The 16,175-nt window shown below is 62.9% G+C and carries 14 protein-coding genes; 8 read left to right on the top strand and 6 right to left on the bottom strand.

The annotated features are described in order from the left end of the window. Window positions 1–76 precede the first annotated feature (76 nt). Window positions 77–814 carry a hypothetical protein gene (locus tag VMX79_01680; GenBank protein HUV85803.1) on the top strand — a complete coding sequence of 246 codons (738 nt, stop codon included), beginning with the start codon at window positions 77–79 and terminating at the stop codon, window positions 812–814. Window positions 815–875: 61 nt separating this feature from the next. On the opposite strand, the gene VMX79_01675 is transcribed toward VMX79_01680, so the two are convergent. Beyond that, the gene (locus VMX79_01675; GenBank protein HUV85802.1) at window positions 876–1,772 is read right to left on the bottom strand and encodes an NHL repeat-containing protein; all 897 of its coding nucleotides are present in this window, start codon (window positions 1,770–1,772) and stop codon (window positions 876–878) included. 58 nt (window positions 1,773–1,830) lie between these two features. On the opposite strand from VMX79_01675, the gene VMX79_01670 reads away from it, so the two are divergent. From VMX79_01670 to VMX79_01640, 7 genes are all read left to right on the top strand, one after another. Beyond that, window positions 1,831–2,664, top strand: a complete 834-nt coding sequence (locus VMX79_01670; protein ID HUV85801.1) for a hypothetical protein — start codon at window positions 1,831–1,833, stop codon at window positions 2,662–2,664. After that, window positions 2,657–4,003 (top strand): FAD-linked oxidase C-terminal domain-containing protein, encoded by a 1,347-nt coding sequence (locus VMX79_01665; protein HUV85800.1) that lies wholly within the window; start codon window positions 2,657–2,659, stop codon window positions 4,001–4,003. The genes VMX79_01670 and VMX79_01665 overlap by 8 nt, the downstream gene beginning before the upstream one ends. Window positions 4,004–4,123: 120 nt before the next feature. Then, a complete protein-coding gene (locus VMX79_01660) occupies window positions 4,124–4,774 on the top strand; it encodes a TetR/AcrR family transcriptional regulator (GenBank protein ID HUV85799.1) in 651 nt (216 codons plus the stop codon). After that, entirely contained in the window at window positions 4,758–5,654 is an 897-nt protein-coding gene (locus VMX79_01655; GenBank protein HUV85798.1) for an efflux RND transporter periplasmic adaptor subunit, read from the top strand. The genes VMX79_01660 and VMX79_01655 overlap by 17 nt, the downstream gene beginning before the upstream one ends. 21 nt (window positions 5,655–5,675) lie before the next feature. Next, window positions 5,676–6,599 carry an ABC transporter ATP-binding protein gene (locus VMX79_01650; protein HUV85797.1) on the top strand — a complete coding sequence of 308 codons (924 nt, stop codon included), beginning with the start codon at window positions 5,676–5,678 and terminating at the stop codon, window positions 6,597–6,599. Next, entirely contained in the window at window positions 6,596–7,711 is a 1,116-nt protein-coding gene (locus tag VMX79_01645; protein ID HUV85796.1) for an ABC transporter permease, read from the top strand. Before VMX79_01650 ends, VMX79_01645 begins: the two co-directional genes overlap by 4 nt. 112 nt (window positions 7,712–7,823) lie before the next feature. Further along, window positions 7,824–8,816: a TIGR00341 family protein gene (locus VMX79_01640; GenBank protein ID HUV85795.1), complete on the top strand. Its 993-nt coding sequence runs from the start codon at window positions 7,824–7,826 to the stop codon at window positions 8,814–8,816. 67 nt (window positions 8,817–8,883) lie between these two features. Here VMX79_01640 and VMX79_01635 read toward each other — a convergent pair whose 3' ends face one another. The 5 genes from VMX79_01635 to VMX79_01615 form a co-directional block, all read right to left on the bottom strand. Continuing rightward, window positions 8,884–9,339 (bottom strand): hypothetical protein, encoded by a 456-nt coding sequence (locus tag VMX79_01635; GenBank protein ID HUV85794.1) that lies wholly within the window; start codon window positions 9,337–9,339, stop codon window positions 8,884–8,886. 84 nt (window positions 9,340–9,423) lie between these two features. After that, window positions 9,424–10,734 carry an adenylosuccinate lyase gene (gene purB, locus VMX79_01630; GenBank protein HUV85793.1) on the bottom strand — a complete coding sequence of 437 codons (1,311 nt, stop codon included), beginning with the start codon at window positions 10,732–10,734 and terminating at the stop codon, window positions 9,424–9,426. 65 nt (window positions 10,735–10,799) lie between these two features. Further along, window positions 10,800–11,978, bottom strand: coding sequence for a trypsin-like peptidase domain-containing protein (locus VMX79_01625; protein ID HUV85792.1), 1,179 nt, complete (start codon window positions 11,976–11,978; stop codon window positions 10,800–10,802). Between the two features lie 31 nt (window positions 11,979–12,009). Next, window positions 12,010–14,445 (bottom strand): M28 family peptidase, encoded by a 2,436-nt coding sequence (locus VMX79_01620; protein ID HUV85791.1) that lies wholly within the window; start codon window positions 14,443–14,445, stop codon window positions 12,010–12,012. A gap of 238 nt (window positions 14,446–14,683) precedes the next feature. Then, window positions 14,684–16,175, bottom strand: a 1,492-nt coding sequence (locus VMX79_01615; protein HUV85790.1) for a sulfatase, incomplete at its 5' end; no start/stop codon positions are given.

Below are 16,175 nucleotides of genomic sequence, written 5' to 3'. Positions count from 1 at the left end.
GGAAGCTCCCGGCCGGGCGGTACCGGTCGTAGGGGCGCTTTCGTGACGGGAGTGACGCGCGTTTAAGGAGGTAGCGATGAAAGTGAAACGTTCGCTGTTTTTGGCCGTGGCCGTAGCGACGGCGGGCGCCGCGTTCGCCGATATTTCCATAGTCTCGTCGTGGCCTTCGCCGGCCCAGACGCCGTACGGCGTTACCTACGACGGCTCATATATCTGGGTGTCGTGCAACGAGGACGGCAAGGAAATAATGTTCAAGTGCGACCCCGCCTCCGGCAGCGTGGTGTCTTCCTTCAAGGTCGATACTACCGGCCTATTCGGTTGCGTTTACGACGGCTCGTACTTGTGGTACGACGCGCTTAATACCTCGCTCGATTATTACATATACCAGGTTACGGATACCGGTTCCATCTTATCGTCGTGGAAATCGCCGCTCGCCCGGACGGTAGGCGTGGGATGGGACGGTTCTTACTTCTGGTTGAGCTCTTATTTCGGCGTTCTCGGTTGGGCTACTGAAACGGGCTCGTTGGTGGGGTCGTTCGGCACCGGTTGGCGGCCTACCGGCGTCGCCTTCGACGGGTACTACCTTTGGACCGCCGAATATAACCAACCTGCGTTGTACCGGCTTACCACCGCCGGTTCTTTAGTGGCGTCGTACTCGTTTCCGGCGGGACAGCCCTGGGGCCTCGGCTTCGACGGCGATTACCTGTGGGTAACGAGTACAGGCGGGACCGGCGACGTATACAAGGCCGACTTCGGCGGATATCCCGCCGTAGCGCCGGCGTCTTTCGGCCGCGTCAAGGCGTTGTACCGCTAGCGGTCGAGTGTAGAAAATGCCGGCTCGCCGAGCCGGCTTTTTTTTAGGCGGTTCGCCGGGTTTAGCGCGGCGGCTCGCTTTGCCGGGGCCGGTATATCCGTACCTCGCGGCGGGTGCCGTCGGCCACGTATAAGGTCCCGTTGGGCGCTACCGCGACGGCCGAGGGGGCGGTCAGCGAGAGCGGGACCTCCTCGAGCAGTTCGCCTTTGGGCGAGAACTCCGCGACGAAATTCTCCAGCGCGCCGCCGGCGTCCGTGCGCTGGCTTAGGATGAAGAAATTGCCGCCGGGGCCGAACGCGATTTCGGCCGGTACGGACGCGAGGTCTTCCCCGATTTTTAAACGGAGCGGGTTGGCGCGGCCGGCCGTGAAGAATAAAACGTCGCCCGCGGCCCCGGGTGCGTACGCTACGCCGCCGTCGGGAGCGATGGCGACGTCCAGTATTTGGCCCGTATCGCGGTCTTCTCCCCACGTCTCGAGGAGTACGCCTTCGGGCGAAAATATTAATAGGCCGCCGGCTTCGGCGTCGGCGACGTATATCTTCCCGTCCGGACCCGCGGCTACGCCGAACGGCGCGGCGAGGTCGCGCTCGCCTATGGTCCTGACGAAAGTCCCGTCGGCGCGGAAGGCCGAAACGCGGTGGGTCCCGAATTCCGCGACGTATATATTACCATCCGGGTCGGCGGCGACGTCGGTCGGCACGAAGAGCTCGCCGGGCCCTTTTCCCAAGCCGCCGATGGCGCCGAGGTACAAGCCGTCGACGTCGAAAATTTGAACGGCGCAATTTAGCGACGAATCGCCGACGTATATTTTCCCGTCCGGGGCGACGGCTAAGGCCGTCGGTTCCCACGAATCGCCGGGTAGGTTCAAGCGGCCCACGTCGACGTAGCGCTCGGTGCGTTCTTGCGGGGCGCACGATAGCGCCAGCAGGAAGGCCGGTATGATATAATGTATACGCATATTAACGGTACCCGGGATATTAAACCTTGTAGCGTTGGTTGTCAAGTAACGTCGCGTGATGATGGGCGTTAAGAGTCGCATACTGGGGAACTTATACGGCGCCGTCAGCGGCGCGCGGAGCCGGGCCGAAAAAGTAGCCCGGGCGGAACTAGGAACGGCGGCCGTAGCGCCGGTCGTTTTATTACCGGTGACGCGGCCCATGACGTCGCGTTTGGCGTCCGCTTTGCGCCGGCGCAAGAAACGCGGCGACACCTACCGCGGTACGGTCGCGGGCCGCGACGTTTCGGTAGTGAATACCGGCGTGGGCGCGCCGTCGGCGGAGGGTAAAGTCTTCGCTTGCCTGGGCGTCGGCGCCGAAGTCTTGTTGCGGGTGGATATCTGCGGCGGCCTCGAGCCGGGTATGAAGGTGGGCGACGTCGTCGTCGCGGAACGGGCCGTACCGTTCGACAATACGACGCGCCTTATCGCGGGCGACGCCGACGTACCGGCGTCGCCGCTGCTTTTAAAATTGGCCGGAGACGTCTTGGCCCGTCGCCCGGGCGGCCGCTACCATAACGCCGCCGTCGCGACGGTGGATACCTTCCACCACCAGACGGACGAGATGCACCGGGAATGGCGGCGGCGGGCGGCGGCGGTCGATATGGAAACCAGCGTAATATACCACTTAGGCCGGCGGGCCGGCGCGCACGCCCTGGCCGTGATGGCGGTGAGCGACGTTCGCGCCGCGGGCCTCGACCCCTTCGGCGAGGGGCGCTTCCCGTACGGCGACTTGTACGGCGCGTTCGACGAGCTGGCGGATATCGCCTTGGATATAGTGAGTAACTTGCCGGACCCCTTACCGCCGCTGGAGGAAATGGAGCCGGAGGTTGACCCTTCCCAAGAGATTGGTTAAACAATTAAGATCGCGGCTGGGCGCCGCCGCGGTTTTGGACGGCGCCGCGGATCGCTACGTTCACGCCTTCGACGCGACGGCGAGCCCGGCCTTGCCGGACGTGGTCGTCGTCCCCAACGGGGTGGAAGATTTGGCGTGGGCGTGCGAGACGCTGTGGGCGGCGGGCGTCGCGACGACGCCGCGGGGCGCGGGGACCGGTTACGCCGGCGGCGCGGTGCCGGCTCGAGGAGGGGCCGTAATCGTATGCGACAGATTGAAAAGGGTCGAGGGCCCCGAAGGCGGCGCCGTAGCCGTGGAGCCGGGTGTCGTGGGCGACGACCTCAACCGTTATTTGAAGAACTACGGTAAGTTTTACCCCGTGGACCCGGCCAGCGCCGAGGCGTCGACGCTGGGGGGGCACGTCGCGACGAACGCCGGCGGCCCGCGCGCGCTTAAGTACGGCGTGACGCGCGATTACGTCGCCGCCGTAGAGGTCGTAAGCCCCTCCCGCGGCCGGGAGCTATACCGCGACGAACCGGGTAAACCGGACGTGCTCAGCGTCCTCGTCGGGTCGGAGGGTACGCTGGCAGTATTCCTTCGGATATGGCTGCGGGTATTGACGGCCCCCGAGGCCACGGCCGCGGCGGTAGCGACGTTCGACGACGCGGTCGCGGCGGCCGAGGTAGCGGGCGACGTACTCGGCGCGGGCGTCCTCCCCGCCAAGCTCGAGTTCCTGGACCGCCGTTGCCTCGAGTGCGTAAATGCCAAGGAGCCGGGGGTGTTGGACGAAGGCGCGGCCGCGGCGTTGATGTTCGAGTTCGACGGCTCGCCGGACGCCGTCGCGGGCGAGTTGGCGGCGACGGCCGCGATAGCCGGCAAGGCCGCGGCGCGTAGAGTGGAGACCGCTCCGGACGCCGCGACGGCGGAGCGTCTTTGGCGCGCGCGGCGCGGCATTTCGCCGGCGTTGGGGATGCTCGCGCCCCACAAGACGAACGAAGACGTATGCGTTCCCCTTTCCAAAATCCCGGCCTTGTTGGAATTCGTCGCGCAACAGGAAGAGGCGTACGACGTACCGGTCCCCACGTTCGGCCATATCGGCGACGGCAACCTCCACGTAAACTTCATGTACGACCGGCGGGTCGACGAGCAGCGCCGCCGCGTCGCCGAGGCGGTATCGGGACTTATGGCCCGGGTGGTGGAGCTGGGCGGTACGATAACCGGCGAGCACGGCGTCGGTACGGCCAAGGCTTCGTTTTTACCGCTCGAGCAAAGCGCGGCGGAATTCGCATACGCGCGTCGCGTGAAGCATTCCTTCGACGCGCCGGGCTTGTTGAACCCGGGGAAAATATTCCCTGGATAGGGGTTCTTTTTAACCGCGCCGGTAGGGAATAGGAACGTTTTTTTCACTTGATATTAACTCGCCGTTTAGTTAAAATGTAAATAAACGGTTATTCTATTAACTTTACAACTCCTACGGCCTATGAGCGGAATTAATAAAGATAATCCTACGCGGCGTCGCATCCTCAAGGCGGCGCGGCGGCTTTTTGCGGCCCGCGGGTACCACGCGGTATCGATTACGGACCTGGCGAAGACGGCCCGGGTTAACCGCGCCGTACTCTATTACTATTTCAAGAATAAGCGGGATTTATATCGGGAGACGATAAAGAGCGTCCTCGAGTTGATACCCGCGTTATGGGAAAGGCCCGCCGTAAAGGAAGGGTCGCCCGTCGAACGCCTCGACAACTACGTGGCGGCGCTGTGGCGAACGCTGGCGGAGAATCGCGACGCTATGCCCGTCATTATGCGGGAGATATCGACCGGAGGGCCGGAGCGCGAACTTATATTTAAACAATACATCGTGCCGAACGCGGTACACTTAGCCGAGATAATCGAGGAGGGGGCCGCGCGGGGTGATTTCGACGGCGCGGCTCCCCTTATGGCCGCCGTCGCGGTCTTGAGCGGGATGATCATGCCCAACTTCGGTTTGGCGGCGGGCGGACCGTTCTTCGGCCGGGCCGCGGAGGTTTTGTCGGAAGGTAGCGCGTACGTGGATTTCTATCGCGGCTACGTCCGGCGGGCGCTCGGCGCGAAGGCCGCCGGTAGCGGAGGTAAGCGTGGCACTAATAAATAGGAGGGTCGTCGTGCCGGTCGTAATTTCGGCCGGCGTCGCGGCGTTGGCGGCGTATTGGGTAGTAAACCATCTTCGCGAACGCGGCCGGCCTTTGGAAGCCGCGGGTATGCTCGAGGCGATCGAGGTTGACGTCGGCGCGCTGGTTGCGGGGCGCATCGTCGCCGTTTATTACGACGAAGGCGACGACGTGGCCGAGGGCGCCACGGTCGCGACGCTCGATGCCGAGGAGTTCGAGGCCGGCCTCGCCGCGGCCGAAGCCGCGGCAGCCGCGGCCGACGACCGCATCGCCGCGGCGGGAGCGGCCTACGCCGCGGCCCAGGACCGTTTCGCGCGCGTCGCCCGGGTGTACCCCGGCGGCGGCGTCACGAAGGCGGAGTACGAACGCGCCAAAGCCGAGCGGGACGCCGCGTCGGCCGAGTTGGCGAGCGCGCGTTCGCTGGCGGCGCAGGCCGAGGCTGCCAAGGCCCAACTCGACGCCCGCCGCAAAGAGATAGAAATCGTGGCGCCGTTGTCCGGGACCGTATTGAGCCGCAACCTCGAGCCGGGCGAAGTGCTCAGCCCCGGCGTGTCGTTGATGACGCTGGCGGATTTGTCCACGCTCGAGCTTTACGTTTACGTTCCGGAGGGTAAGGTAGGCGCCGTGAACGCCGGCGACGCGGTTGAGGTCGCCGTCGATTCTTTCCCCGGGGAGAAGTTCGCCGGGAAGGTCAAGGCCGTCTCGAGCCGGGCCGAGTTCACCCCGCGCAACATTGAATCCAAGGAGGACCGCGTAACGCTGGTTTTCAAAGTAACCGTAACGGTGCCCAACCGCGAAGGCAGGTTGAAGCCCGGTATGCCGGCGGACGCGGCCTTTACCGCGGCCGCGGCGCGCACGAAGTGAAGGGCCGGTTGCGATAGGGTTATGGAATACGCGGTTTATACCGAGAAGTTGACGAAGAGGTTCGGCGACATAGTCGCCGTGGACGAGTTGGACCTCCGCGTTAACCGGGGCGAGATATACGGCTTCCTGGGGCCCAACGGCGCCGGGAAGACGACGACCATTCGCATGCTGTGCGGGATTCTCGAGCCGACGGCGGGAGGCGGCCGCGTTCTGGACTACGACGTCGTAGCGGAAGCGGAGCAAGTTAAGAAGCGGATAGGTTACATGTCGCAGCGGTTCAGCCTTTACGAGGACCTCACGGTGGCCGAGAACGTCGATTTCTACGCCAGCATCTACGGCCTGACGGGTTCCGTAAAAAGGGAGCGAACCGGGGAATTGTTCGAAACCGCCGGCCTCGCCGGGCGAACGCGGCAGCTGGCCGGGACCCTCTCCGGCGGCCAGAAGCAGCGGCTCGCGCTGGGCTGCGCGCTCGTCCACCGGCCGGAGCTGCTGTTTCTGGACGAGCCGACGGCCGGCGTGGACCCGGTGAGCCGTCGCGATTTCTGGGATTTGCTGTACGAGCTGGCCGCGGGCGGTACGACGATTCTGGTCACGACCCATTATATGGACGAGGCCGAGCACTGCAATCGCCTCGGCTTTATTTTCGGCGGCAGGTTGATCGCCGAGGGTAAGCCCGACGCGTTAAAGGCGGGCGTGGCCGCGGAGGTTTACAAAATAACGCCGGCGTCGGTCGGCGGAGCGTACGCGGCGCTGGTGCGCGGGTTCCCGGGTGCGATGGTAAGCATACTGGGTAATAACGTACACGTCTCGGGCGCCGGCATAGACGAAGCGACGTTGGCGGCGGCGCTGGACGGCGCGGGCGTCGGATATTCGGCGCTCGAGCGCGCGACCCCCAGCCTCGAAGACCTCTTCGTGATGTACATAGGGGAGGAGAGCCGCCCGTGAATTTCGCGCGCTTCTGGGCCGTTCTCCGCAAAGAGTACCGTCAGTTCTTCCGGGACCGCGTTACGGTGGCGGTAATCTTCGCCATACCCGCCGTACAGCTGTGCCTTTTCGGGTACGCCATAAATTTCGAGGTCAAGCATCTTCCGACGGCCGTCCTCGACTACGCCCGCTGCGCTGAGAGCCGCGCCGTCGTCCAGGATTTCGTCAACTCGCAATATTTCGACGTGCGTCGTTACGTATCCAGTTACCGGGAGCTAACGGCGTTGATAGACAAGGGCGTCGTTAAGGCCGGCATCGTCTTCCCGCCCGATATGAAACGGCGTTTAAAAGCCGGGAAGGCGGCGACCGCGGCGGTCGTCTTCGACGCGTCGGACCCTATGACCGCGGGGTCGGCGATCTCGAGCGCGCAGGCCATAGGGATGTACCGTTCCATCCGAATCCTCGCCCGCGGCCGCGAGGTCCGCGAGATGCCGTTCGAGATAAGGACGCGCGCCTGGTACAATCCGCAGATGCTGTCCGCCAACTTTATGGTCCCCGGCCTAATCGGCGTTATCATGCAGTTGGTGACGATGATGCTAACGGCGATGGCTATAGTGCGCGAACGCGAGCGCGGGACCCTCGAGCAGTTGTTGGTTTCGCCCGTCAACCGCCTCGAGCTTATCTTGGGTAAATTGATACCGTACGTCGTCCTGGGCTACGTCGACATAACGCTTGCCTTTCTTATCGCGCGGTACGTCTTCGGCGTCTCGATTGCGGGTAACCTCTTCGCCCTTTACGTTCTCGCGTTCCTCTTCCTGGCGTCGACGCTGGGCTTCGGCCTTTTGATATCCACTATCGCGAAGACGCAGCAACAGGCGATGCAGATGTCGTTCTTCGTATTCCTCCCGTCGATAATGCTCTCGGGTTTCTTCTTCCCGGTGGCGGCGATGCCCGGTTTAATAAGGCCCGTCTCGTACGTGATACCACTAACGTACTTTTTGGAGATATGTAGAGGGGTTATATTGAAGGGTCAGGGGTTCGAGCACCTCTTGCGCCAGACGGTCGTATTGGCGGTGATGGGGGCCGTTATATTGGGCTTGGCCGTTGCCCGGATGCGCAAGAAGGTGGCGTAATTTTCTTTATAGCCCGGGCTCCCCTTTTTATGTAATTATTATGGGCGAGGAGAAAGGTGTTTCGGATAAACGTCTAAACGGGTAGATGTGCGCCGCTCGAGGCGTAAATATTATGGGCGTTTTCAATTGGTTTAAGAGGCGCGTTAAGAGCACGCCGGAGAGCAGGCTCGCTTTCCACGACTTACGCGAGGCGTCGCAGCCGGATAGCGGTTACTTTATTATGACCGCGCTCTCGGCGCTCATCGCGACGTTCGGCCTTTTTCTCGACAGCGTAGCAGTGATTGTCGGCGCGATGCTTATAGCGCCGTTGATGTCGCCGGTGCTGGCCACGGGCCTGGGCGTCGCGCGCGGCGACCCGAAATTCTTGCGGGGCGCGCTCGAGTCGGTCGCCAAGGGAGCGGTGGTGGCCGTGGTCTGCGCCGCGGCGATGGCCGTGATTTCGCCCGAGCTCGTACCGGGTAGAGAGATCCTAAGCAGGACGCGGCCTAACCTTTTCGACCTGGCGGTGGCTTTCGCCTCGGGCATCGCGGGGGCGTATACTTTTTCCTCCAAGGACCTCTCGGCGGCGCTGCCGGGCGTGGCTATAGCGGCGGCCCTCATCCCGCCGCTCAGCGTCGTGGGCATCGGTTTCGGCTTCGGCTACCACCAGATAATGTGGGGGGCGCTCCTGCTTTTCGGCGCCAACCTCATCGCGATAGCGTTCGGCGGCGCGGTAACTTTTATCGCGTTGGGTTTTTACCCGAAGGTTAAAGGCGCAGAAGGGGAGTGGCGGCTGAAGAGCCTTATCGGGACGGCGGTCCTGCTGGGCCTGGTTACGGTCCCGATGGTGTACTTCACCTTCTCCAACATTACCACTACAAGCAGACAGAAGAACGTGGGCGGCGTCATCGAGCAATACCTGCCGGCGCGGGAGGGTTACCATGTCGGCGCGGTGGAGTGGGTTTACCGGGACGGCCGGTACCGGGTTTCGGCGTTGGTCTACGGTAAGGACGAGCCGGCGCCGGACCGGCTGGATTTTATCCGGGGAGCGCTTGAGGACAAGTTGGGGAAGAAGACGACGCTGCAAGTCCGTTACGTCGCGTACGATGATTTGAGTACTAAGTAGGGGGAGGTACTCCTTTATAAAAGAAAACGGCGCCGCAGCGCCGTTATTTTCTTGTTTAAATCCGGCCTTAGGGGATTTCGTAAGCGGCTTCCTCCACGCCGACGCGGACCAGCCGGCCGAAGTAACCGGCGTCCAAAGAGTATACTATGGCGAAGGCGGCGAGGAATATTACGACCGCCAACCACTTCGTGTACGCCCCCCGCGTCCGGAGCAATAGTATTATCGCCAGGACCGCGACCGCGGCGGGCGCCACTACCCTCAAATCGCCCAACGGCACGTCGTACCCGCCGACGTATTTCGTCTCCTCTCCCAGATACGCGGCGAGGTCGAACTCGACGTCGGCAATAACCAATATGATTTCGGCCGCCACGATGACGAGGAGTAACCTGGAGGCCCATTTCGTCGATTCGCCCTGGGTTCGGTAAACTTCGTAGATAACCGTGGGCAGGAGCAGTATGAGGAGCGGTAGCGGGCTGGCTATGAGGAAGCCGATACCGGCGCCGATTAGAGCCAACGCCGTCAAGACGACGCAGATTAACGCCGCGTGTTTATAGGGTTTAGCGATAATTCCTCCGCGGTCGCGGCGCCGTTAGGCCGGCGTCACGGTTCATTTCCCGTCGGTTCCGAGCCCCGCCCGGGCGAAGATGTCGTCGACGTGCCTAAGAAAATATTCGACACGGAAACAATCGCTCAGTTTTTTGCCGGGGAGGTACTTTTTAACAAGCGGCTCCCGGGCGAGCGCCGTTCGCAGGTCTTTCGCCCGCCCGGCTGCGACTTTCTTCGCTTGCCGTTGGACGACGTCGTACGCCTCCTCCCGCGACGCGCCGGCCGCGGCGAGCTCCACCAAAACCCTCCCCGAGAAGATCAAACCCCGCGTTGACTCGAGGTTCTCTTTCATGCGCCGCGGATAGACGTCTAGCCCCTCCAGTACGTAGTTCATAACGTCCAGCATGTAGTATACCGTCGTCGTCGCGTCCGGGAATATTATGCGTTCGGCGGAGGAGTGGCTTATGTCGCGCTCGTGCCACAGCGCGACGTTCTCCAGGGCCGGGACGAGCCACCCCCGCAGCAGGCGCGCCAGGCCGCAGATGCGTTCGCACAACTCCGGGTTGCGTTTGTGGGGCATGGCGCTCGAGCCCTTTTGGCCGCGGCGGAACGGCTCCGCGGCCTCGCCAACCTCGGTACGCTGCAGCGCCCGGATCTCGAGGGCTACCTTCTCGAGCGTCGCGCCGCAAATGGCGAGCGCGGCGACGTACTCGGCGTGGCGGTCGCGTTGTATTACTTGCGTCGCGGCGGCCACGGGTTTAAGGCCGAGCTGCCGGAGCGCGTCGGCCTCGACGGCGGGGGGGATCTGCGCCAACGTCCCTACCGCCCCCGCTATCTTGCCCACCGAAATGCCGCGGCGGGCCCGGCGAATACGCTCGCGAGTCCGTAAAAGCTCCTGGTGGTATACGAGGAATTTCAGGCCGAAGGTAGTGGGCTCGGCGTGGATGCCGTGCGTGCGCCCTATAATAGGCGTGTTCTTGTATTTCAACGCGAGCGCGGCCGCGGCGGCTATCGTACCCTCGAGTTTGCGGAGTATCAACGTTGCCGTCTGCTTGAGCGCCAGTATGAGCGAGGTATCGACTACGTCTTCGGAGGTGAGCCCCAGGTGGATGAAGCGGCTTGCGGGGCCGACGTTTTCGTTGACGTTGGTGAGGAAGGCGATGACGTGGTGGCCTACGGTCTTCTCTATCTCGAGGATGCGGCCTGCGTCGAAGCGGGCGCGGCTCTCTATCTCGCGGAGAGCTTCGGCCGGTATGCGGCCGGCGCGGTGCCACGCCCGGCAGACGGCGAGCTCCACCTCGAGCCAGCGGCGGTACTTGGCCTCTTCGGACCAGAGCTTCGCCATCGGCGGGAGGGTATATCGGGGGATCATCGCAAACTCGCCCTTCTTCGCGGGTTAGTCGCGCGGGTGCCGGCGGTGGGTAGGGCGCCTTCGAGTTACGGGCCGGGACAAGCCTCCGTCGGGACTTTGCCTTCCATTATCCGGCCGTCCCGGCGTACTTTGACGTTTACCGCGGCGCCGGGTTTAATCCCGGAAAATATCGAGCAGTAGCTATCCACGTCGTCGACCGTTTTGCCGTTTACCGCCAGGATAACGTCGCCGCGGCGTAAGTTGACTTTAAACGCGGGCGCGTTCTCGTCGATGTCGCTCATAAGCAAGCCGTCTTCGTCGGGCAGGCCGAGGTATTTGGCGACCGCGGGCGTCACTTCGACGAGGTAAGCGCCGATCCAGGCGCGACCGGGATGACCTTCGGCGATGAGTTTCCGCGCGGCGTCCCGGGCGACGTTGACGGGGACGGCGAAGCCGATGCCGACGGAACCGCCGCTGGTGGTTATGATGGTTACGTTAACGCCTACCGCCTGGCCCAGCGCGTTCACCAGCGGCCCGCCGGAATTCCCCGGGTTGATGGAGGCGTCGGTCTGGACTAAGTCGCCATAGAGGCGAAAACCACCCTGGCCGGCGCTTTTCATTTGGCGGTGGAGGGCGGATATAACGCCCACCGAGACCGTGGGGGACGCGCTCTCGACGACGTGGCCGAAGGGGTTGCCGATGGCGATGGCCCACTCGCCGATCATAAGGTCGGAGGAATCGCCCAGCTCGACGTACGGGAAGTTAGCACCTTCGATTTTGAGTACGGCGACGTCGTGCTCGTAATCGGAACCTATCCACTCGGCCTCGAAGGTTCGGTCGTCGGGAAGCGTTACCTCGATTTTATCGGCGCCGTGGATGACGTGTTCCGCGGTCAGGATGTAGCCGTCGGGGTCGAATATGAACCCGGACCCCATGGACGGTACCTCCTCCTCGAATTCCTGGAAGGGCGGGCCCATGAAGTCGCGGAAGAAGTCTTGCCACGGCGGGCTGAAGAAGGGGTTGAAGACGCGGCGGCGGACCGTCTGTACCGTATTTACGGTAACGACGGCTTTGCTGCATTTCGCGGAAGCGGTGACGATGGCGTTGTTGCGACTGGCGGTTACGGCGGCGTCGACCGCCGCCACGGAAGGTTCCTCCAAACCGGCCGGCATCCCTTTTCGGGGTGGTTGTGCGCAACCGGGAATAGGTACGAGCGCGGCGACGACCAGCGCCGTAACCGCCGCGGTCATGATTTGATCTCTCACTTGCGTTTCCCCTTAGTCCTCAAATGGTGGCTCAGCGGATGACCGCGAGTTTACCTATTTTCCGTTCGCCCGAGGGGGCTTCGATTATATACAGGTAGACGCCGCTGGACTTTATCGGTGCGGGGTCTCGCTCGAGCTCGAGCGCCCAAAGCGGCTCGGCGCCGTTTGCGCCTTCGTAAACGCGTTCGCCCGCGATATTATAAAAATTAATCTTGGAGTTGGGAGGGAGGTCGGCGAAGTAGACCCGGCCTTTGTGTTTTCCGGTTTTATAGGGATTCGGGTATACTTTAACGGCGTTGAGGGAGCTAACTGCCGGCAGGGACGTGGGCGAGGCGAGCGAGGCCGCGGCGGCGACGACGCCGCGCGTCATCGTCGTCGCGACGTCGAAGTTCACTTTTTCGATCGTGTCTTTGCTGGTGTTAGCGTATTTATAGATTAGGGGCCAATCCTCGATGACGAGGTTGGCGGCGTAACCGAAATTCCAGAAAGGCTTGTGGTCGCTGTAGAACATCTTCTCGTCGACGATTGCGTCCACGTAGAGGTCGGCGACGTACGTCGCGACCGCGGCCCGGGCGTATTCGGCAAGCCAGATGCTGTGGCGGTTCGTAATGACGTCCGCGTCGTCGGGGGATTTACTCTTGTACCCCAACATGTCCATGTTCAATACGCCCAAGAGCGGCTCACGGGCCGTGGCCATCCGGGAGGCGAAGTGAGAGGAGCCGAGGAGCCCTTCCTCCTCGCCCGAGTAGCAGACGTATATCACGTCGCGGTGGTATGCGTGGTCGCGGCTGGCGCGCGCGAACTCGAGCACCGCGGCCGTCCCGGTGGCGTTATCGTCCGCGCCCGGTGCCGGCGCGTCGGGTTTCTCGAGTGAGGATAACTCGGATACGGAATCGTAGTGGGCGCACACCAGCACGGTCCCGGGAGCGCCGCCGCGGCCGCGTTTTTCCGCCCAAACGTTGTCCCAGACGAACCGGGACGCGGGGTCCGCGTTCGCGGCGTGGTCTTCCCACGAATCGCCGCCGTCGGGGCTATAGAGGAGCGCGCCGCCCCCCGAGCCGCACCACACTATTTCAGGTTGCGCCGCGGCGACGGTGTACAGGACGTATTTGGGTGCGTCCTTTTTTTGCCAGCTCGAGCCGTCGCGCGTGCGCCAGAAACCTCCTATGTCCCCCACGATGTATCCGTAATTCCCGGCGTAGCTTACGTCGCGTAGGAGTACGTCCATCCCGAGCTCGAGCGGGGCCCAGGTCGCGCCGCCGTCCGTGGAGCGAAGGACGGTCCCGCCTCCGCCGACGACGTACGCTTCGGCCGCGTTTCGATGGGTAACGGCGTTAAGTTTTACGTCGGGGGCGGCGCCGACCCGGGTCCAATTCGCGCCGCCGTCGGTGGTCCGGGCGAGGTAGCCGGATGAACCGCATATAAGGCCGTGGTTGCCGTCGCTGAACGATACCGCCCGCAGCCACGCGCCGACGGTGCTCGTTCGTTGCCAGCTGTCGCCGCCGTCCGACGTGCGGAAGACGTCGCCGTACGTGGTGACGGCCCAACCCCGCTCGCGGTCCAGGAAAGATAGACCGGTAACGTCACCTTGGCCGATAGTTCGTTTACTCCACGTTAGGCCGCCGTCGTCGGTGCGCCATATTACCCCCCGTTCCGCGCCGACCCAAGCCACGTCCGATGAGGCGCAAGCTATGACGCTGACGTCGTCCTCGCCCGCCCGGGTCACAACTTCCCACCGCTTGCCGCCGTCCGTCGTTTTAGCGACGACGCCGATTTCCCCCGCGGCCCAAGCGACGTCGCGGTCGGCCGCGGTTGCGTATTTCAACTCCGGCCCGAAATACCGGTCCCGTTTGACGTCAAGGTTCGAATCCTTAAAGGCGTCCTCGACGTAATCGGCCATCGCTTTACATTTCGTACTATACGAGTACCGTGTGCCCGGCGCGACAAGGTCGCGTACCGTCCGTTCGTAACGGCCGCGGTCGACCGCCGCCACTATTTTCGCCACTTCGTCTTGCGCTTCGAATTGGATAGGCCGCGGCTTTTTCGCCAACGCCTCGAAGGCGACCGCAATCGGCTTAAGCCGCCGGGCGCGGTCTCCCGCGACGACGTCGACGTCCCGAGGGGTGGCCACGATATAGTGCGAGGGGGCGACGGTGAACAAGACTTCGGTGGAGGGGGGCAGCGCGGCGACCGGCAAATTAACTTCCCATATCTTCTTCAACGCCGGGTCTTCGGCGATTACGTCGAAGCGAAAGCCTCGCTCGGCCAGGCGCGCGCTGTAGCCGACGCTGACTTCGCCTACGGCGTAGGTCTCGTAAACCGCGTAAGGGACGAAGGAGGTATCCGCCAGGCGCGCGGGCGCGCCGTCGTAGTAGATGCGGATTAGGTAGTCGTACGTACCTAACGCCGGTACGGCCGCGACGGCTAACGTCGAAAAGATTATTATGATGATTTTACGGGTGAGCATAAGCGTACCGCCTTAAATTAGTACGATTTCAGCCCTCGTCGTTAGGCTTATATTACCATAAGCGCGTTTTGTGCGGAAGTATAACTTAGTTTCTCGCCGACTCGCGCCGGTTTAACGCGCCGCCCCGCGTTTGCCTTAAGAAATGTGAGAGTCGAGGTGAGCGCGCGAGGCGGGTCGGTCAATCGGTTTAAGTATCGGTATTTATAAGCGGTCTTGGGGGATTTAAAACCGCCGCTCTTTAGTCGACGTAGCCCATGGCCTTCATAGCGTCGCGGATGGCGCCGTCTTCGCGAGCAGCGCGATAACCTCGCCGCAGCTCGACGTTGGCGTTGCGCCAATCGGTCAACAAACCCCAAAGTTCGACGGCGGCGGCGTCCGCCGGCGGCCGAGGCCGGCGTTCTCCCGGGTCGTCGGCGAGAGCGTACCAGCTGGCGGCGTCGCGGTATTTGTAATCGTATATTAACTTGTTGCCTTTGTAATATATCGCTTCCTTACTGCTGCCCTTCAATTGCGTCGGGCCAGCGAAAGAGGGGCGTTCGCGGCCCAGGCCGGCGATGACGGGGAGAAGAGAGCGGCCTTGCATAGAGGCGGGTATTCCGACGCCAAGGTAGTCGAGTATAGTGGGGGCGAGGTCGATGGCGTCCACGGGCGTATCGATATATCCCGAGCCGTAGCCGGGGAATTTCGCTATCAACGGCACGCGTAGTAATTCTTCGTATACGGTGTGGCCGTGGTCGACGGCGCCGTGCTCGAAAAATTCCTCGCCATGGTCGCTGGAGATGATGACGACCGTATTGGGTCGGCGCTCGAGCACCCGGAGGATTCGGCCGAGATCGTCGTCGACGTACCGAACCTCGCCGTAATAATTTTCGCGGCGGAGGCGGCCTTTCGCGCGACCCGCCCGCTCGTCGCGTTCTGCCCGCTCGAGGGTGGCGGCGTCCACGTACTCCGGGGGCGGCCAATACGGCGCGTGGGGGTCGAGATAGTGGAGCCAGAGGAAGAAGGGGCGACGGCGGCGGCGCTCGAGCCGCTCGAGCGCGGCGTCCGTCAGCACGGTCGTTATCCTGGAGTCGCGCTTCTCCTCGCGGCCCTTGCGGAAAGCGGGGAAGAAGAGGTTGGTGTCGTAGTAACCGACGGCCTTAAGCCAGCCGGCCATATTCCAATATTGGTAGTCCCGGAAGCCGCGGGCTACGCCGGTGAAGGGTAGACACAGTTCGTTGGCCGCGACGGCCCGGGTGTCGTAGCCGCGGGCGGCGAGGAGTTCGGCTAACGTAGGTTGGCTCGTCCCCAAAGGCCGGTGGGCCGCGGCCTCGTGTACGGCCGGGTATTGGGAAGTGAATATCGTCGCGAAAGACGGTAAGGTCCACGAAGCCTGAGTACGCGCGTATCCGAAGACGAACGCGTTTTCGGCGAACCGGTCTATGTTGGGCGTCAACGATTCGCCGTCGTTGCCGGGGCCGAACGCGTCGGCTCGCCACGCGTCCAGCGTTACGAAGACGACGTCCGGGCAGCCGGCCGGCGGTTCCGGCCGGGCCGCGGCTTGCGCGACGTTCCATATAATGAGTACAACCCAGCCGACGAGCGTAACTGCGGCCGCCGCCCCCGCGACGCGCGCGGGCCTTTTTATTTTACCCAATAATTTATATACGATAACGGCCCCGGCGACTATAAGTACGACCATCGGCCAGAACAAAAAAGTAAAAAACCCCGCCGGTTCCCAGACGTTGAAC

This window comes from bacterium (assembly GCA_035529855.1).
GTDB lineage: Bacteria > RBG-13-66-14 > B26-G2 > WVWN01 > WVWN01 > WVWN01.
This window is presented reverse-complemented; position numbering and strand designations above follow the sequence as displayed.